The following is a 21284-nucleotide window of genomic DNA, read 5'->3' as shown; positions in this document are numbered from 1 at the left end:
TCGCTGTGGACCGGCAACGGAGGTGCCGCGCTCCGAGCTATCCAGCCCGACACCGGCGCGACGGCCCGACGCGGCTGTGGCAGGGGCCGATTTCGTGGTCGTTGCGTTGCTGGGGCGCGCTGTGCGCGGATTGCTTGGGCGAAGCGATGCGCACAGTCGGGCGCAAGCGAGGTGGGCGCGACGTCAAGGCGCCCACACCCGCGTGAAGTCAATTTGGTGCGCAGCTGCTTCGTACTTCGGTGAGAAGTACGGTCAGAGTCTTGGTGGCGTTGTAGGCCGCACGTCCCTTCAGCGGCAGAAACCTGGCTAGCTCCGCACGAGGGTCGGAGCGGCCGCTCAGCTCATCGTCGGAGGGCACTCGCGGGCTCTCGGGTTGTTTGCCGGCTGCCGGACTTGTCTTTTGCGGGCCGCCCGGATCGGCAGCCGCACTGACCGTGCGTTCGGCTGCCTCGCGGATGGCGGGGTCGGGGCGCTCGATGAACCTGGCGGCAGTTGCCGGTCCCAGTATCGGAGCCAGACCGACGACAAGGCAAACGAGCCGGTCACGCAAGACCCCCGGCAGAGTGGCTCGGTGACGTCATGCCGTGCCCAGCAGAGACCGTCCGCCTCAACGACAGCGCTGTACACGCCGCGGGCGGGAGCCCGCTGGCCGGGGCGCTCAACGGGGGACGCGAGCCGCCTATAGGGGCCAGATAGGCGGCGAGGAGATCCTCCGCCCGGAGCGCCGCGCCGTCGTGGGCCGACGCCTCCGCTGTGGTCCGCACCGGGTACACCGTTCTGGGAGCTGAGTGGGTTGGCACTTTCCGAAGTTCGCAATGAGGTCCGCCTGCCGGTCACCGCCGCTCAACTCGGGGTGTGGGTGGCACAGCGACTGGAACCGGAGAGCCCGCTCTACCAGTGCGCCGTCCACTTCGACTCCCTGCCCCTCGACATCGACGTACTGCGCCGGGCCGTGCGGAAGGCGGTGGCCGAGAGCGACACCCTGCGGTCCCGGTTCGGTGACGACGGTGCCGTGTTCCAGATCGTCCGGACGGATGTGGACGCCCCGGTGGACTTGGTGGACCTGCGCGCCGAGACCGACCCGGAGGCCGCCGCCCGTGCCTGGATGGACCGGGACCTCGCCACGCTCGCCGACCTGGAGACCGGCCCCCTGTTCCGGCACGCCCTGCTGGTCCACTCCGACCAGCGGCACTTCTTCTACCTGCGCTACCACCACATCGTCCTGGACGGCTTCGGGCAGACCCGCTACCTGGACCGCCTGGCCCGGATCTACACCGCGCTGCTCGCCGGTGCACAGCCCCCACCGGCCCGTCGCCGCGGGCTCGATGAACTCCTCGCCGAGGAGCGCGCGTACCGCGACTCCCCGCACCACACAAGCGACCGGGACTTCCTCCTGGAGCGTCTCGCCGGTGCGGAGCAGCGCCAGACCCTCGCCGACGGTGCGGCCGGCCCGGCCCCCCGCGCCCTGCGCCGGCACACCGACCTGCCCGCCGAACTGACCACGGCGCTCACCGCGGCCGGGCACTGGCCTGCCGTGATCGCCGCCGCCACCGCTGTCTACCACCACCGGATGCTCTCCGTCGACGACGTGGTCCTGGGCATCCCCGTGGCCGCCCGCCGCACCCCGGCCGCGCTGGCGACCCCGTCGATGCTCGCCAATGACCTGCCGCTGCGGGTCACCGTCACTCCGGACGGCTCCTTCACCGAACTGGTCGCCACCGTCCGCACCGAACTGGGCGCACTGCTGCGCGCGCAGCGGTTCCGCCGGGAGGAGCTGCACCAGGCCCGCGACCTCACCGGCACCGACGCCGCGCTGTTCGGCACGGCCGTCAACGCCATGTCCTTCGACGCCCGCGTCCGCTTCGGCGATCAGCTCCTGACGCCCCGCCAGCTGTCCAACGGCCCGGTCGCCGACCTGGCGGTGGCCACGTACGGCGACCCCGGCGACGGTGCCGTACGCCTGGAGTTCGCGGCCAACCCCGAGCTGTACTCCGAGGAAGCGCTGCGCGCCCACCAGGAGCGGTTCCTCACCCTCCTGACCTCGCTGGCCGCCGCCCCGGACGCCCCCGTAGGCCGGGCCGAACTGCTCGATGCGGCAAGCGCCGACGAGCTGCTGCACGCTCCCAACGACACCGCGGGGCAGGTCCCCGGCACTCTCGTCGAGCTGTTCGAGCGGCAGGCCGCGGCGCGCCCCGACGCCGTGGCGCTGCGCGCCGACGAGACGCTCACCTACGCCGAGCTGGACGCCCGCGCCAACCTGCTGGCGCACCGGCTGGCCGCGTGCGGCATCGGCCCCGAGCGGGTGGTCGGCGTGGCACTGCCACGTACCGCCGGCCTGATCGTGACCCTGCTCGCCATCCTGAAGACCGGCGGCGCCTATCTGCCCATCGACCCCGAACACCCCGCCGACCGCCGGGCGATGATCCTGGAGGACGCGGGCCCCGAACTGCTCGTCACCGACTCCGGCACCGAGACGCCGCACGGAGTGCCCACCCTGATGCTCGACGCGGTGGACTTCTCTGCCGCCGACTCCGGACCGCTCGGCCGCCCGCAGGACGGCCGGTCCGCCGCGTACGTCATCTACACCTCCGGTTCCACCGGCCGCCCCAAGGGTGTGGTCCTGGATCGGGCGGCCATGGACAACTTCCTTGCCGCGATGGCCGAGGCCGTGCCGGTCGGCGAGGAGGACCGGCTGCTCGCCGTCACCACCGTGAGCTTCGACATCGCCGTCCTGGAAATCTTCCAGCCGCTGCTCGCCGGTGCCCGCGTGGTGCTCGCGAGCCGCGACGAGGTGCTCGACCCGGACGCCCTGCGTGCCCTCGTCGAACGGGAGGCGATCACCGTCGTCCAGGCCACCCCCAGCCTGTGGCAGCCGCTGATCGAGACCCGTCCGGAGGTCTTCGCCAAGGTACGCGTGCTGACCGGCGGTGAGGCCCTCCCGCAGGTCCTGGCCGACCTGCTGTCCGGGCACGCCGCGGGCGTCACCAACATGTACGGCCCCACCGAGACCACCGTCTGGTCGATGACCGCACCGGTCGAACGGCACGGCGGGCCGGTGACGCTGGGCGCCCCGGTCCTCAACACGCGGGTGTACGTGCTCGACACGGCGCTGCGCCCGGTGCCGGCCGGCTACAGCGGCGAGCTGTACATCGCCGGTGACGGTGTGGCCCGTGGCTACCGGGGCCGGCCCGGCCTGAGCGCCGAGCGCTTCGTCGCCGACCCCTACGGACCCGTTGGCGCCCGCATGTACCGCACCGGCGACCTGGTGCGGGTCGAGGCGGGCGGCGCCCTCACCTTCCTGTCCCGCCTCGACCACCAGGTCAAGGTGCGCGGCTTCCGTATCGAACTCGGCGACATCGAGGCCGCGCTGCTCGCCCATCCGCCGGTCGAGCGGGCCGCTGTGCTGATGCGCGAGGACCGGCCGGGGGACAAGCGCCTGGTGGCCTACGTCGTCACCCCGGAGGGCGACTCACCGGCCCTGCGCGCCCACCTCGCCGAGCGGCTGCCCGAGTACATGGTCCCCGGTGCCGTGGTGGTCCTGGACGCGCTGCCGCTGACCCCCAACGGCAAGCTCGACAGACGGGCCCTGCCCGCGCCCGTGCGGGTCTCGCTGCCCGGCGGACGGGCCCCGCGCACCGAGTTGGAGGAGCGGCTGTGCCGGCTCTACGCCGAGGTGCTCGGCCTGGAATCCGTCACCGTCGACGACGACTTCTTCACGCTCGGCGGCACCTCGCTCTCGGCCACCCGCGTCGTCTCCCGCGGCGCCCGCGAGGGACTCACCGTGGCGATCCGTGACCTGTTCAGGGCGCGCACCGTCGCCCGCCTCGCCCCCACCTGCGCGCTCGGCGAGCCGACGGACGGCGACGCGGCGGTGGCCGTGCTGCCCGCGCCGCTGCCCGAGGACGAACTGGCCGCGCTGTCCGCCGACCCCGACCTCCAGGAGGTGCTGCCGCTGACACCGCTCCAGGAGGGCCTGGTGGTGCACAGCCTCACCACCGACGCGGCCGAGGGCCTCTACACCGTCCGTATCGGCCTCGACCTGACCGGCGAGGTGGACCCCGAGCGGCTGCGCGCCGCCCTCGACACCGTCGTCTCCCGCCACCCCGTGCTGCGTTCGGGGATCCTTCACGAGGGGGTCGGCCGGCCCGTGCTCGCGGTACGCCGACGGGCCGCCGTCCCGTGGCGCCTGCACGACCTGCGCGGGCGCGCCGACCAACTCGACACGGTGCTGCGCGCCGAGGCCGGCGAACCCTTCGACATCGCCGCCGCGCCACTGCTGCGCGCCGCCCTGCTGCGCCTCGACGACGGGCATCGGCTCGTCGTCACCTGCCACCACCTCGTCCTCGACGGATGGTCGGTGCCGATCCTCCTTGCCGAGATGCTGCGCGCCTACCAGGGCGGCCCGATGGGGCCCGACCCCCGGCCCTACCGCGACCACCTCGCCTGGCTGGCCGGCCGTGACCACCGGCGCTCCGCCGCCGCGTGGGGCGAGGCCCTCTCCGGGGTCCGCCCGACCCTGGTGGGCGGCGCCGGCGCGGTCCGGGCGCAGGAGCCCGTACGTCTCGAGAGCAGCCTGGACACCGACACCACCAAGCGCCTGGAGCAAAGCGCCCGCGGCCTCGGCGTCACCGTCAACACCATGGTGCAGGCCGCCTGGTCGGTCGCACTGCGTGAGCTGACCGGCCAGGACGACGTCGTGTTCGGTATCACCGTGGCGGGCCGCCCCGCCGAGGTGCCCGGGGCGAGCGAGATGGCCGGACTGTTCGTCAACACCGTGCCCCTGCGCGCCCGTCCGGGCTCGGACCGGACCCTGGCCGAGGTGGCCCGCGCCGTCCAGGACGACCAGGCCGACCTCCTCGCCCACCAGTACCTGCCGCTCGTCGAGGTACAGCGGGCGGCGGGCGTCGCAGGCCTCTTCGACACCGTCGTCGCCTTCCAGAACTACCCGGTGGACCTGGCCGCTCTCGACGCCGTGGCCCGGGAGAGCGGCCTGGTGGTGGGGGACGCCGACGTCACCGACACCAACCACTACCCGCTGACCCTCACCGCCGTCCCCGGCGAGCGGCTGACCGCCCGGCTCGTCTGCCGCCCGCACCTGTTCACGCCGACCGCCGCCCAGTCGCTCCTCGACCGGTTCGGCGACACCCTTGCCCGGCTGGCGAACGCCCCGGGCACCCTGGTCGGCGCCCTGGTGTCCGACTGCGAGCCGGCCGACGGCGAGGACCGGGGCGACCTGGTCGAGCTGCGCGGCTTCCGGTTCGATCCGGCCGACGTCGAGACCGCGCTCGCGGCCCACGACGACGTGCTGCGTGCCGCCGTCGTCGTCGTCCGCGAGGACACCCCCGGCGAGCGCCGTCTGGTCGGCTACGTGGTGCCCCGCCGGGGTGCCGCGATCGCCCCCTCGTCCCTGCGGGACGCCGTCGCCGCGGACCTGCCGGACTACATGGTCCCGTCCGTGCTCGTCACCCTGGACACCCTCCCGCCGGCCCCCGGCGGCGGGATCGACCGGCGCGCGCTGCCCGTCCCGGTCATCGCCGGTGCCGCTTCCCGGGAGCCGCGGACCCCACTTCAGGAACTGCTGTGCGCGCTGTACGCGGAGGTGCTCGGCCTCGACACGGTAGGTGTCGACGAGGACTTCTTCGCGCTCGGCGGCGACAGCATCCTCGGCTTCCGGCTGCTCAGCCGGGCTCGCGCACAGGGTGTCTCGTTCGGCTTCCGCGACATGTTCGAGCGGCGCACCGTGGCCGCGCTCGCCGAGGTGTGCACGGCGCACGAGCCGGACCGCACCCCGCGGCGGATCACACTGCCCGTCACCACCGAGGAGGGCGAGCGGCTCGCCGCCGAGCCCGGGGTGTCGGACGTGCTGCCGCTCTCGCCCAACCAGCAGGGGCTGCTCTTTCACCATGCCTTCGACGACTTCGACGCCGACCCCTACACCTTGCAAGTGGTCCTCGACTTCGCCGCTCCGGTCGACGCGGCGCGGTTCGGCGCCGCCCTGGACCGGGTGCTGCTGCGGCACGAGGCGCTGCGCGCCGGGTTCCGCACCACCGAGGACCAGCGGTCGGTGCAACTGGTGCACGAGGCGCCGAGTGTGCCCGTGCGGGAGGTGTCCGTCGCCGACGACGCCGGGTTCCGCGCGCTCCTCGACGAGGACCGCGCCACCCGCTTCGACCTGTCCCGCCCGCCGCTGGTACGGGCGACAGCGGTGCGCCGCGCCGACGGCACGGCGTCGGTGGTCCTGACTCTGCATCACATCGTGGTGGACGGCTGGTCATTGCCGATCGTCGCCCGGGACCTGTTCGCCGAGTACGCCGGGACCACGGGCACCGTAGCGTCCACCGGGGAGCAGGCCCGCTACCGCGACCACCTCGCCTGGCTGGCCGGCACCGACACCGAGACCTCGCTGCAGGTGTGGCGGGCCGCGCTCGCCGAGGTGACCGAGCCCTCGCGGGTCGCGACGGAGCACGGCGCTCGGGTGCTGGAGCCGGTCCGCCAGGACCACCTGCTGACAGCGCGGGAGACGGCCGGGCTCGCCGACGTCGCCCGCCGCACCGGCGTCACCGTCAACACCCTCGTGCAGGCCGCCTGGGCGGTCGTACTGCGGGGACTGACCGGCCGTGACGAGGCGCTGTTCGGCGTCACCGTGGCCGGCCGGCCCGCCGAACTGCCCGGCGCGGAAGACCTCGTGGGCCTGTTCATCAACACCGTGCCGCTGGCGGTACGGCTCGATCCGGCCGAGAGTCTGGACGCCCTCGCCGCGCGGCTGGGCCGCGAGCAGTCCACGCTGCTCGACCACCACCACGTCGCGCTCGGCGACATCCAGCGCGCCCTGGGCATGGGCGAACTCTTCGACACCCTGCTCAGCTTCGAGAACTACCCGCTCGACCTGGCCGCCATCACCGCCGCCGCGCAGGACGCCGGGCTCGCCCTGACCGGTGCCCGGGTCCGCGACGGCAGCCACTATGCGATCAGCGTCGTCGTCGAACCGGGCGAGCGGATGCGGCTGCGCGTGCGCCACCAGCCGCAGCTGGTGAGCGACCGGACCGCGCTGGCCGCCGGCGCGGAGCTGCTCGCGACCCTGCGCGCGTTCGCCGCCGCGCCCGCGACACCGCTCGGCCGCCTCGCCAGGACCGGCGAGGCGGCACCGGCGGACCGCGGCCGCGCACAGCCCGCCCCGGCCGCCACCACCCTGCCCGAGCTGTTCACCGCGCAGGCGGCCCGTACCCCCGGCGCGCCTGCCGTGCTCGCCGACGGCGAAACCCTCACCTACCGCCGGCTCGACCGCCGCTCCAACGCGCTGGCCGCCGAACTGATCGCGCACGGCGCCGGGCCCGGCCGGCTGGTCGCGGTGCTGCTGCCGCGGTCGGTGGACCTGGTGGTCGCGCTGCTCGCCGTGCTCAAGTCGGGCGCCGCCTACGTGCCGGTGGACCCGGCCTACCCGGCCGAGCGGATCGCCGTGATCCTTCAGGACAGCGCCCCGGCCCTGGCCGTCACCGCCGATCCGCGGCTCGTACCCGGGGGCCTGCCCACGGTGCGGCCGACCGACGCCGAGGCCGACGCGCCCGGCCGCATGCCCCGGCCCGAGGACGCCGCTTACGCCATCTTCACCTCGGGTTCCACCGGCCGCCCCAAGGGCGTCGTGGTCGAACACCGGGCCCTGGGCGCCTACCTGGCCCGGGCCGCGGACGCTTATCCGGACGTGGCGGGCCTCGCCCTCGCACACACCTCGGTGTCCTTCGACCTCACCGTCACCGGCCTGTACACCCCGCTGGTCGCGGGCGGCCAGGTGCACGTGGCCGAACTCCCGGACGCCCTCGCGGCCGCACGCCCCACCTTCCTCAAGGGCACGCCCAGCCATCTGCGCCTGCTCGACACCCTGCCCGAGGAGGTTTCACCGTCGGGGACCCTCGTGCTCGGCGGCGAGGCACTGCGCGGCGAGATGCTCACCGCGTGGCGGGCCGCGCACCCCGAGGCGACCGTGATCAACGCGTACGGTCCCACCGAGGCGACCGTCAACGTCATGGAGTTCCGGATCGAGCCGGGCGAGCCGGTCGCCGACGGACCGGTGCCGATCGGCCGGCCCTTCCCGTATGCGCGCGTGCACCTGCTCGACAGCGGACTGCGGCCGGTGCGCCCCGGTGCGAGGGGTGAGCTGTACCTCGCCGGCGAGGGCTTGGCCCGCGGCTATCTCGGGCTGCCCGGCCAGACCTCGCACCGCTTCGTGGCCGACCCGTTCGACCCCGCCGGCGGCCGGATGTACCGCACCGGCGACCTGGCCCGGCAACGCCCGGACGGCACCGTCGAGTACCTGGGCCGGGTGGACGACCAGGTGAAGGTGCGCGGTTTCCGGATCGAACTGGGCGACGTGGAGGCCGCGGCTGAGGCCGTGCCCGGCGTGGCCCGTGCCGCCGCGGCCGTGCGCGGCTCCGCCGGCGGACCCCGCCTGGTCGGCTACCTCGTGGCACCCGGCGCCGCAGAGGCCGCCGTCGTGGCCGAGGCCGAGGGGCGGATGCGTGCGGCGCTGCCCGAGTACATGGTGCCCGCCGCCTTCGTGGTCCTGGACGAGCTGCCGCTGACCCCCAACGGCAAGGTGGACCGGGCGGCCCTGCCCGAGCCCGCCCTCACCACGGGCACCGCACACCGCACCGCCTCCAGCGCCGCCGAGGAGCGTCTGCTGGGACTGTTCCGGCAGGTGCTGGGGCGTGCGGACGTGGGGGTGGAGGACGACTTCTTCGCGCTGGGCGGCGACAGCATCATGTCGATCCAGCTGGTGGGTCGTGCGCGTGCGGCGGGTCTGAGGTTCTCGGCGCGGCACGTCTTCGAGCACCGCACGCCGGCCCGCCTCGCCGCGGCGCTGGCCGAGAAGGACGCACCGGCAGCCTCCCCCGAGACCGCCGAACAGGGCCCGGAACAGGCCCCGTTGCTTCCCCTGATGCGCCGCCTGGTCACACGAGGCCGGTACGCGCAGTACCACCAGTCCGTCACGTTGACCCTGCCCCCGACCACCCGCGAGCAGCTGGCGGCCTCCCTCGGCGCCGTCCTGGAGCGGCACGAGGCGCTGCGGATGCGCGTCGCGGACGCCGACGGCTTCACCGTCGCACCCGTGGGGGCGGACGGCCCCGCGGCTCTCGCCGACTCCCTGCTGACCCGGGTCGAGGCCCGCGCGGACGCGAGCGACGAGGAACTCACCGCGTTGGCCGCCCGGCACACCGGCGCCGCCCGCGACAGCCTCGATCCGGCCGCCGGACGCATGCTGCGCGCCGTCTGGTTCGACCGCGGCACCGAGCACGCCGGGCGACTGCTGCTCATCGTGCACCACCTGGCCGTCGACGGCGTCTCCTGGCGGATCATCGTGCCGGACCTCGCTCAGGCATGGCAGGATCTCGCCGAGGGCGGCCGGCCCGACCCCGCGCCCGTGGGCACCTCCTTCGCCCAGTGGGCCCGCGCGTTCACCGCGCTCCCCGCCGACGACGCCGACCACTGGCGCGAACTGCTCGCCGCGGACGACCCGTTGATCGGCCCCCGGCGCCTCGACCCCGCCCTCGACCTGCGCGGTGACGCCGGACGCCTGACTCAGCGGATGCCCGCCGACATGACCCGCGCCGTGCTCGAGGACCTGCCCGCGGCCTTCCACGCCGGCCCGGACGACGTCCTGCTGACCGCGCTCGCCGCCGCCCTGCCGTTGTGGCGCGGTGACCGGGCCGGTCTGCTCGTGGACATCGAGAGCCACGGCCGGCACGAGGACCTGGTACCGGGCGCCGACCTCGCCCGCACCGTCGGCTGGTTCACCGTCGCCCACCCCGTACGCCTCGACACCGAGGCGGCCGACCCGCGTGCCGTCCTGGACGGAACAGAAGCGACCGGTGACGCCCTGCGTGCCGTCAAGGAACAACTGCGCGCCACCCCGCGCCGAGGCATCGGCCACGGTCTCGTCCGCTTCTGCGACTCCGGCACCGCGCCGGAGTTCGGGCAGCTGCCCGAGGCACAGATCGGCTTCAACTACCTGGGCCGCGTGAGCCTGGCCGGGGCACTCGCCCCCGGCTGGGAACTGGCCGCGGTGGGCGGCGACAACGCCCCGGACGTCCCGCTCTCGCACACCGTCGAGGTCAACGTCGCGGCCCACGAGGGCCCCGAGGGACCGGAACTCGTCGCCACCTGGACCTGGGCCCGCGCCTTGGTCCCCGACGCCGAAGCGGCCCGCCTGGCCGAGCTGTGGGCCGGCGCGCTGAGCGGCCTCGCCGCGCACGGCGAGCACCCGGAGGCCGGCGGACACACCCCGTCCGACCTGCTGGTCCCCCTGGAGCAGACGGAGATACGGGAGCTGGAGGCGGCCGGTGACGTGGCCGAGCTGCTGCCGCTCACCCCGCTCCAGGAGGGCCTCCTCTTCCACCACCAGTACGGCGACGGCACGGACGACCCGTACATCTCCCAGCTCCGCGTGGAGCTGACCGGCCCGCTGGACCCCGCCCGGCTGCGTGCCGCCGCGGCCGAGGTGCAGCGTCGCCACCCGGCGCTGCGCGCCACGTTCCGCCGCACCTCGCAGGGCACGCCCGTACAGGTGGTGCTCCGTGCTCCCCGAGTCGACTTCACCGAGGCCGAGGTGGCCGGCGCGGGCGAGCTGGACGCCCTCTGCGCGGCCGACCGGCGGCGCGGGTTCGACATCGCCACCGGACCGCTGATGCGCTGGACCCTCGCCTCCCATGGGGACCGGCACACCCTGATCACCACCGCCCACCACAGCATCCGCGACGGCTGGTCCATGCCGATCGTGATGCGCGAGCTGATGGCCCACTACCTGGGCGAGCCGCTGCCCCAGGTCCGCCCGCACCGCGAGCACCTGACGTGGCTCGCCCGCCAGGACCGCGCGGCCGCGCACGCCGCCTGGGGCCAGGCCCTGGCCGGCCTGGACGGCGGCACCCTGCTCGCCACCGGCCCGGCCCCACACGAGCAGGAACCCGGCCGGCTCGACCTCACCGTCGAGGGGCTCGACGTCCAGGCCGCCGCCCGCCGCCTCGGCGTCACCCCCAACACCCTCGTCCAGACGGCCTGGCTGCTGCTGGTGGCCCGGCTCACCGGCCGGGACGACGTGGTCACCGGCACCACCGTCAGCGGCCGTCCCGCCGATCTGCCGGGCGCGGCCGACATGGTCGGTCTCTTCGTCAACACCGTGCCGCTGCGCGCGGCCCTGCGCGCCGACGAGCCGGTCGGCGACCTCGCCCGCCGCCTCCAGCTCGACCAGGCGCGCCTGGTCGAGCACCACCATCTCGGCCTGGTCGACATCCGGCGCACCGCCGGGCACGGCGAACTGTTCGACACCTCCATGGTGTTCGAGAACTACCCGTTGGACGTGGCGGCACTGGCGGGGGTGGCCCGCCGCGCCGGGCTCCAGGCCGGCCAGGTCGCGCACCACGCCGTCACCCACTACGCGCTCGCCCTGGAGGCGAGCCCGGTCGCGGACGGGTTGCGGCTGCGCCTGCACCACCGCCCGGACGTGCTGAGCGACGAGCGGATGGGGCAGATCGCCGACCTGCTGCCGAATCTGCTGCGGGCCGTCGTCACCGAGCCCACCACCCCGGTCGGCCGGATCAGCGGGCACACCGCCGCATCCCGGGTCGCCCTCCTCGCGCTCGGCGCCGGCCCGGCGGACGTCACCGACCCGCGTACCTGGCCCGAACTCTTCCTCGACCAGGCACGCCGCACGCCCGACGCCGTGGCGCTCGGCGCCGGCGAGCAGACCGTCACCTTCGGAGAACTGAGCGGCCGGGCCCGGGTGCTGGCCCGCGCACTGGCCGACGCCGGGGTGGACACCGAGAAGCGCGTGGCGATCGTGCTGCCGCGCTCGGTGGACCTCGTGGTCGCCCTGCACGCGGTCGCCCTCGCGGGCGGTGCCTTCGTGCCGGTCGACCCGGCCCACCCGGCCGGGCGCATCGCGCAGACCCTGTCCGATGCCGCGCCCGAACTGATCCTGACCACCTCGGACACCGTCCTGCCCGAGACCGGGCTGCCCCGGATGGACCTGGACGGGCTCGACCTGTCCGGCGAGGGCCTGGTCCGCGACATCCGCCCCGAGCAGGCCGCGTATGTCATCTACACCTCCGGTTCGACCGGCCGTCCCAAGGGAGTTGTCGTCACCCACGAGGGCATCCCCGGGCTCGCCCGCGCCCAGCGCGCCGGGTTCGACGTCGACGCGGACAGCCGGGTGCTTCAGTTCGCCTCGCCGAGCTTCGACGCCTTCGTCTCCGAGACGGTCGTCACCCTGCTCGCCGGCGCCCGCCTGATCCTCGCCGCCCGCGAGGAACTGCTGCCCGGACTCCCGCTGGCGCGCACCGTCGCCGAGCACGGTGTCACCCACGCCACCCTGCCGCCCGCTGCCCTGCGCGAACTGGCGCCGCAGGACCTGCCGACGCTGCGCAGTCTTGCCGTCGCCGGTGAGCAGTGCCCGCCGCAGGTCGCCGAGGAGTGGTCGACCGGACGCCGCATGATCAACGCGTACGGTCCGACCGAGACGACGGTGTGCGCCACCATGAGCGCCCCGCTGTCGGGCTCCGGGGTCCCGCCCGTCGGCACGGCCCTGCCGGGGCTCGGGGTCCGCGTCCTCGACGCGCACCTGCAGCCCGTCCCCGTCGGCGTGGTGGGGGAGTTGTACGTGACCGGCGCGGGCCTGGCCCGTGGCTATCTGGACCGTCCCGCCCTGTCCGCCGAACGGTTCGTCGCCGACCCCTTCGGCGCGCCGGGCACCCGGATGTACCGCACCGGGGACCAGGTCTCCTGGCGCGAGGACGGACAGCTGGTCTACGTCGGCCGGGCCGACCGGCAGATCAAACTGCGCGGCTTCCGCATCGAACCCGGCGAGATCGAGGCCGCCGTCGTGGCCGCCCCCGAGGTCGCCGCGAGCGCCGTCGTCGTCCGCGAGGACCGGCCGGGCGACCGCCGGGTGGTCGCCTACGCGGTGGCCGCCGACGGCGCCACGGTGGTGCCCGAGGCGCTGCGGGCCCGGCTGCGAAAGACACTCCCCGACCACATGGTCCCGGCAGCCGTCGTCGCCCTGGACCGGTTGCCGGTCACGGTCAACGGCAAGCTCGACCAGGCCGCTCTGCCCGCCCCGCGCTACGACGCGGGCGGCGGACGCGGCGCCGCGAGCCCCGCGGAGGAACTGCTCGCCGGGGTCTTCGCCGAGGTGCTCGGCGTGGAGCGGGTCGGTGTGGACGACTCCTTCTTCGACCTCGGCGGGCACTCCCTGCTCGCGATGCGACTGGTCGCCCGGGCCCGAGCGGTCCTCGGCACGGAGCTGGGCGTCCGCGAGGTGTTCGAGACACCCACCGTCCGCGAGCTCGCCCGCCTCACCGCCGACGGCCCGCGCGGCGCCACCGAGGCGCCCGGTGACCTGCCCCGCCCGCAGCGGCTGCCGCTGTCGTACGCACAGCAGCGCCAATGGTTCCTCGACCGTTTCGACGGCACGAACACCGCGTACCACATCCCGATGGCACTGCGGCTGACCGGAGCCCTCGACGAGGCGGCACTCGCCGCCGCCCTCGACGACCTGGTGGCCCGGCACGAGAGCCTGCGCACCCTGATCGCCGAGGACGCCGAGGGCCCCTGCCAGCGCATCGTCGTCGCCGGCCTGCCCCTGGAGCGGACCGTGGCCGACCCGGGCGAACTGGACGGCGCCCTGCGCGCGGCCGTCGCCCGGCCCTACGACCTGAGCACCGATCTCCCCATCAGGGCACAGCTGTTCACGGTCGGCGCCGAGGAGCACGTGTTGCTCATCGTCGTCCACCACATCGCGGGGGACGGCGCCTCCGTCCCGGTGCTCGCCCGCGACCTCGTCGCCGCCTACCGCGCCCGGCTCACCGGCGACACCCCCGAACGGCCCGGCGCCGCCCCGCAGTACGCGGACTTCACTCTGTGGCAGCGGTCGGTGCTCGGCGCCGAGGACGACCCCGGCTCCGCGCTCGGCCGGCAGCTCGATCACTGGCGCGGCACGCTCGCCGGTCTCCCGCAGGAGCTGACGCTGCCCACCGACCGGCCGCGCCCGGCGTCGGGACCGCACCGTGCGGGCCGCCACAGCCTGACGGTCCCCGCCGGCCTGCACCAGGAAATCGCCCGCACGGCACGGGAGATGAAGGCCACCCCGTTCATGGTGGTGCAGGCGGCCTTCGCGGCCCTGCTGTCCCGGCTCGGCGCCGGCACCGACATCCCGATCGGCTCCCCGGTCGCGGGCCGCACCCACGAGGCGCTGGCCGACGTGGTGGGCCTGTTCGCCAACACCCTGGTGCTGCGTACCGACGTGTCCGGCGACCCGAGCTTCACCGACCTCGTGACCCGGGTACGCCGGACGGATCTGGCCGCGTTCGCCCACCAGGACCTGCCGTTCGAGCGGCTGGTGGAGGCGCTGCGCCCGGAGCGTTCCGCCGCCCGCCACCCGCTGTTCCAGGTGGTCCTCGAATGGGGCGACGACGAGACACGCGCCCTGAACTCCCTGGCGGACCTGCCCGGCCTTGCCGTACAGCCGCTGCGCCTGAACGTGGAGGCGGCCAAGTTCGACCTCGTCCTGCATCTGCGCCCCCGGTACACCGTCGACGACGCCCCCGCGGGCATCGCGGTGGACCTGGAGTACAGCGCCGACCTGTTCGACGCGTCGACCGCAGCGCGCCTGGGCGAGCGTCTGGTCCGGCTGCTGGGCGCCGCCCTCGCCGAGCCCGACCGGCCGGTCACCGACCTGGACGTGCTCCTCGACGACGAGCGGCACTCGCTGCTGACCGACTGGGCCCACACGCCCGCCGGGCCGTACGCGCCGATCGCCGACGGGGACACGATCGTGCGCCGCTTCGAGCGGGCCGCCGCCGCCCGCCCGCACGCCGTCGCCGTCACCGGCGAGGACGAGCAGGGGCGCGTGAGCGCCCTGACGTACGCGGAGCTGAACGCCCGCGCCAACCGACTCGCCGCCCTGCTGCGCGAACGGGGAGCAGGGCCCGAGCGGTTCGTCGCCCTCGCCCTGCCCCGGGTGCCCGACCTGGTGGCGGCCGTGCTCGCGGTCCTCAAGTCCGGTGCCGGCTATCTGCCGGTCGACCCGGCCTACCCTGCCGAGCGCGTGGCCCTGCTGCTGGGCGACACCCGGCCGGTGGTCACCGTCGGCACCCGTGCCACCGTGACCGCCCTCGGCGGCGACGGGACCTGGCTGGCCCTGGATGACGAGAGCGTCGTCGAGGACCTCGCCGGACGCGAGAGCACTGACCCGGCGCCGGCCGCGATGGCCGGCCACGCCGCGTACGTCATCCACACCTCCGGCTCCACCGGCACCCCCAAGGGCGTCGTGGTCACCCACCGCAACGTGCTGCGCCTGTTCGACGCCACCGACCACTGGTTCGGCTTCGGCGCCGAGGACACCTGGACCCTTTTCCACTCCTACGCCTTCGACTTCTCCGTGTGGGAGCTATGGGGCCCGCTGCTGCACGGTGGCCGGCTCGTGGTGGTGCCGCACTCCGTCAGCCGGGAGCCCGCCGCGTTCCTGGACCTCCTGCGCCGTGAGCGGGTCACCGTCCTCAACCAGACCCCGTCCGCCTTCAACGAACTGATCCGCGCCGACGAGGAGGCGGGCGGCGCCGACCTCGCGCTGCGCTACGTCGTCTTCGGCGGCGAGGCCCTCGACCCGGCCCGCTTGCTCCCCTGGTACGAGCGGCACGCCGACGACAGCCCGGTCCTGGTCAACATGTACGGGATCACCGAGACCACCGTGCACGTCACCCACCGCGCGCTGAGCGCGCCCGAGGTGCGCGCGGGAACGGCCGGGGCCATCGGCGTCGGCATCCCCGACCTCGGGGTGCACGTCCTCGACGAGCGGCTGCGGCCGGTGCCGGCCGGTGTCGTCGGCGAGCTGTACGTCTCCGGCGCGGGCGTGGCCCGCGGCTACGCCCACCGGCCGGCACTGACCGCGGGCCGCTTCGTCGCCGACCCGTTCGGCGCGCCCGGCACCCGGATGTACCGCTCCGGCGACCTGGCACGCCGCCGCGGCGACGGCACGCTCGACCACCTGGGCCGGGCCGACTCCCAGGTGAAGGTGCGCGGCTTCCGCATCGAGCCGGGCGAGATCGAGTCGGCGCTGCTCGCGACGGAGTCCGTGGCCCAGGCCGCCGTCGTGGTCCGCGAGGACACCCCCGGGGACCGGCGCCTGGTGGCGTATGTGGTCACTGACGGCACCGCGGATCAGTCCGCCGCGGCCGGGCTGCGCGAGGCGGCCGCCGAGGCGCTGCCGACGCACATGGTGCCCTCGGCGGTGGTCGTGCTCGACCGGCTGCCGCTGACCGTCAACGGCAAGCTCGACCGCGCGGCGCTGCCCGCCCCGCGGGCCGCCGTCCGCGCCGCCGGACGCGCACCCGCGGGACCTGCCGAGGAACTCCTCGTGGATGCCTTCGCCGAGGTGCTCGGTGTGGACCGGGTCGGTGTGGACGACTCCTTCTTCGACCTCGGCGGGCACTCGTTGCTGGCGATGCGCCTGGTCACCCGCGTACGGGCGGCCCTGGGCGTGGAGTTGGGGGTGCGCGACCTGTTCGAGTCGCCGACCCCGGCTGCCCTGGCCCGCCGCGCCGCGGGCGCCGGGACCACCGGCCGTACCGCACTGACCGCACGGCCGCGCCCTGAGCGGATCGCGCTCTCGCACGCGCAGCAGCGCCTGTGGCTGCTCGACCGGCTCGGCGGCCTCGACGCCGCCTACAACATCCCGATCGCGCTGCGGCTGACCGGCCCCCTGGACGCGGACAGCCTGCGGCTCGCACTCGGGGACGTGGTGGCCCGGCACGAGAGCCTGCGCACCCTGGTCGACGACCGGGGCGCGGAGGGCACCGAGGCATGGCTGCGGGTGCTGCCCGAGGTCCCGGTCGACCTGCCCGTCGTGCGGCTGCGCCCGGACGACCTGGACGAGCGGCTCGAGGCCGGCGCCGCCGCCGGCTTCGATCTGACGGCTGAAGTGCCCATCCGCGCAAGGCTGTTCGAGGTCGGACCTGAGGAGCATGTGCTGCTCGTGGTGGTCCATCACATCGCGGGCGACGGCACCTCCATGCCCGTCCTCGCCAAGGACCTGGCCACCGCCTACGCGGTCCGCCTGGACGGCACCGCCCCCACCTGGGAACCGCTGCCCCTGCAGTACGCCGACTACGCCCTGTGGCAGCGCGGGCTGCTCGGCGACGGCGACCACAGTGAGATGGGGCGCCAACTCCGTTTCTGGGAGCAGGCGTTGAGCGGTCTGCCGGAGGAGCTGCCGCTGGCGGTGGACCGGCCGCGTCCGGCCACCGGCCCGCACCGCGCGGGGCGGCACACCTTCGCCGTGCCGCAGGAGCTGTACGAGCGCGTCGGGCGGGTGGCCCGCGAGCTTCGGGCCACCCCGTTCATGGTGGTGCAGGCGGCCCTGGCGACCCTGCTGTCCCGGCTGGGCGCCGGCACCGACATCCCGCTCGGCTCGCCCGTCGTCTCCCGCTCCGACGAATCGCTGGCCGACGTGGTCGGCTTCTTCGTCAACACCCTGGTGCTGCGTACCGATGTGTCGGGGGACCCGAGCTTCGCCGAACTGGTCGACCGGGTGCGTGAGTTCGACCTGGCCGCCTTCGCCCACCAGGACCTGCCCTTCGAGCGGCTGGTGGAGGCCTTGCGCCCGGAGCGCTCCGCCGCCCGCCACCCGCTGTTCCAGGTGGCGCTGAGCCTGGACAGCGCCGGCGGCGCGGCGCTGGCCGAGACCGCCCGGATGCCCGGCCTCACGGTCGAGCCGCGTCCGGTCGCGCCCTCGGCCGCCAAGTTCGACCTCACCTTCACCCTGACCGAACGGCTCGGCGAACAGGGCGCCCCGGTCGACTGGAGCGGTGCCGTCGAGTACAGCGCCGACATGTTCGACGCGGACACCGTTGAGCGGCTGGCCGGCCGCCTGGTGCGGCTCCTGGACCTCCTCACTGCCCGGCCCGGGGACCCGGTCTCCTCCCACGACGTCCTGGTGGGCGCGGAGCGCGAGCACATTCTCGGCAGCTGGCTGGAGAACGCCGCCCCGGCGGCCCCGGCGACCCTGGTCGAGACCATCGCCCGCAGGACGGCCGAGCATCCGCACGCGCCCGCCGTCACCTTCGGCGCCACCACCCTCACGTACGCCGAACTGGACGCGCGTGCCAACCGGTTCGCGCATGCCCTGCTGGCCCGCGGGGTCGCCCCCGAGGCGCGGATCGGCGTCCTGATGGAGCGCTCTGAGTGGTTGGCCGTCACCCTGCTCGGCATCGTCAAGGCGGGCTGTGCCTACGTGCCGCTCGGCCCGGCCAACCCCGACGAGCGCCTGGTGTGGCTGCTGGACCAGGTGCAGGCACCGCTCCTCGTCGTCGACGAGGCATGCCGCGAGCGTGCCGAACTCCTGGGGACGACGGCCGCTGTGATGCACGCGGAGGCGGACGTCTCCGCCCTGTCCGCCGAGGCGCCCGCCACGTCGGTGACCCCGGAGCGGCTCGCGTACCTGATGTTCACCTCCGGCTCCAGCGGCCTGCCCAAGGGCGTCGCCATCTGCCACGGCGACATCGTCCAACTCGCTGCCGACCGGTGCTGGGACGGTGTCACCGCCCGGGTGCCGCTGCACTCCCCGCACGCCTGGGACGCTTCCGTCCTGGAGTTCTGGGTGCCGCTCCTGCGCGGTGGCGAGGTGCTCGTGGCGCCGCCCGGAGACCTCGACGTGGCGGACCTGGGCGCGCTGATCGCGGACCACGGGATCACCTCGCTGTTCCTGACCGCCGGACTCTTCCGGGTACTTGCCCAGGAGATCCCGGAGGCGTTCGCCGCCGTCCGTCAGGTCGCCACCGGAGGTGACGTGGTGTCGGGCGCGGCCGTGCGCCGAGTCCTGGAGCACGCCCCCGGCCTGTGCGTCGTCAACGCGTACGGGCCGACCGAGGTCACCGTGATGGCGCTGTCCCACCGCGTCGACCCGGACGCGCTCGACCCGCGCTCGCACAGCGTCCCGATCGGCCGCTCCCTGGACGCCATGCGGCACTACATCCTCGACGACGCGCTGCGGCCGGTCCCACCGGGCGTCACCGGCGAGCTGTACGCGGCCGGCGCGGGCCTGGCCCGCTGCTACTGGAACCGCCCGGACCTGACCTGCGACCGGTTCGTCGCCGACCCCTATGGCCCGCCCGGCACCCGGATGTACCGCACCGGCGACCTGGCCCGCTGGACGGCCGGCGGACTCGTCGAGTTCGCCGGACGCGCTGACGAGCAGGTCAAGCTGCGCGGCTTCCGTATCGAGCTGGGTGAGATCGAGTCGGCCCTCACCGTGGGACCCGGGGTGAGCGCCTGCGCGGTGATCGTCCGCGAGGACCGGCCGGGTGACAAGCGCCTGGTCGCGTACACGGTGGCGGGACCCGGCTACGACCGCGCCGCGCTCGGCGCCCACCTGGGGCGCACCCTGCCCGACTACATGGTTCCCGCGGCGATCGTCGAACTGACGGAGCTGCCGCTGACGGCGGCCGGCAAGCTCGATCGCAAGGCGCTGCCCGCCCCCGAGTTCGGCAGTGCCGGCGGCCGGGCGGCCGAGAACGCCGAGGAGGAGATCCTGGCCGGGCTGTTCGCCCGGACCCTCGGCCTGCCCGAGGAGTCAGTCGACGCCGACAGCGCCTTTTTCGACCTCGGCGGCGACAGCATCATGGCCATCCAGCTGGTCAGCGCGGCTCGCCGCGCGGGCCTGAGGATCACCGGTGCCGACGTCTTCACTCACCGGACCGTCGCCGGACTGGCCCGCGCCGCCGCGGCGGCCGGGGAGCCCGAGGAGGCCGAACCGGACGAGCCCGTCGGCGAGCTGCCCGCCTGGCCGATGCTGCACTGGCTGGCCGAGCGGCAGGTCCCGCTGGACCGGTTCAACCAGACGACCGTGCTGCACGCGCCCGCCGAACTCGACCTGGACCGGCTGCACGCGGTGATCGCCGCAGTGCTCGCCCGCCACGACAGTCTGCGGCTGAAGGTCGCCGTCGGCGACCCGGGTGACGCCTCGACCTGGGCCGTCGAGGTCCTCGCGCCGGACGCGGTCCGGGCCGGGGACCGGGTGCGCCGGGTCGCCGCCGGCGAGTTGTCCGAAGCCGAACTCACCGAGGCGGTACGCGTCCAGGGCGAGGCGGCCGTCGGCCGGCTCTCACCGGCCGACGGGGCCATGGTGGAAGTCGTCTGGTTCGATCGCGGCGAGCGCCCCGGCCTGCTCCTGGTCGCCGTGAACCACCTGGCGATCGACGGGGTGTCCTGGCGCATTCTGCTGCCCGACCTGTTCCGTGCGTGGAGTGACGTCACGGCAGGAAGCGATCCGGGGCTCGACTCCGGCGGCACTTCGCTGCGCCGCTGGGCCGCACGGGCCGCGGAGCGCGCCGGCGCACCAGGCACCCTGGCCGAACTCGACCACTGGACCGGCACATTGCGGCGCGGCCGGACCCGGCTCGGCTCGCGCCCGCTGGACCCGGCCCACGACGTGCTCGGCAGCGCCCGGCGACTGCGTCGCGCACTGCCCGTCGAGACCACCCGGCATCTGCTCACCACGGCCCCGGCCGTGGTCGGCGCCGGCGTGGACGACGTACTGCTCGCGGGCCTGGCCCTGGCCGAGGCCCGCAGACGCCGCGACGCCCACGCGTCCGTCCTGATCGACGTGGAGAGTCACGGTCGCGAACGCGAGGGCGTCTCGGACCTGTCCCGCACCACCGGCTGGTTCACCGCCCTGTACCCGGTGCTCCTGGACACCGCGGGCGTCGACCTCGACGAGGCGTTCGCGGGCGGCCACGCCGCGGGCACCGTCCTCAAGCACGTCAAGGAGCAGCTGCGGGCCGTGCCGTCCGAGGGCCTGGGCTACGGGCTGCTGCGCTACCTCAACCCGGAGACCGCCGCGGCCTTCGAAGGCCTCGGCAGCGCCGGGATCGGCTTCAACTACCTGGGCCGGTTCGTGCCCGGGGAGAGCGGCGACTGGTCGGTGGCCTCCGACGCCCCGCGTCCCGACGGCGAGGACCGGGCGACCCCGCTGGCACATGAGATCGAGATCAACGCGTACGTCGAGGAGAGCCCCGAGGGCCCACGCCTCGGTGCGACATGGACGTACGCCGCCTCCGTGCTCACCGAGGGCGAGGTCGGTGCCCTCGCCGACGGCTGGTTCGAGGCGCTGACCGCGCTGGCGGACCACGCCCAGCGTCCCGACGCGGGTGGTCTGACCCCCACCGACGTGGGGCTTATAGAGATCACACAGAGCGAGATTGAAGAGTTCGAGGACGAACTGGCCTCGGACTGGGAGATATGAA

The 21284-nt window shown here is 74.5% G+C and carries 1 protein-coding gene; it reads left to right on the top strand.

Annotation, left to right across the window (positions count from 1 at the left end):
- Positions 1-793: 793 nt before the first annotated feature.
- Positions 794-21283: a non-ribosomal peptide synthase/polyketide synthase gene (locus D9V36_RS11825; protein WP_129293741.1), complete on the top strand. Its 20490-nt coding sequence runs from the start codon at positions 794-796 to the stop codon at positions 21281-21283.
- Position 21284 lies beyond the last annotated feature (1 nt).

This window comes from Streptomyces lydicus (assembly GCF_004125265.1).
In the GTDB taxonomy this organism is placed as follows: Bacteria; Actinomycetota; Actinomycetes; order Streptomycetales; family Streptomycetaceae; genus Streptomyces; species Streptomyces lydicus_C.
The sequence above is the reverse complement of the archived record's forward strand: the minus strand, read 5'-3'. Positions and strand labels throughout refer to the sequence as shown.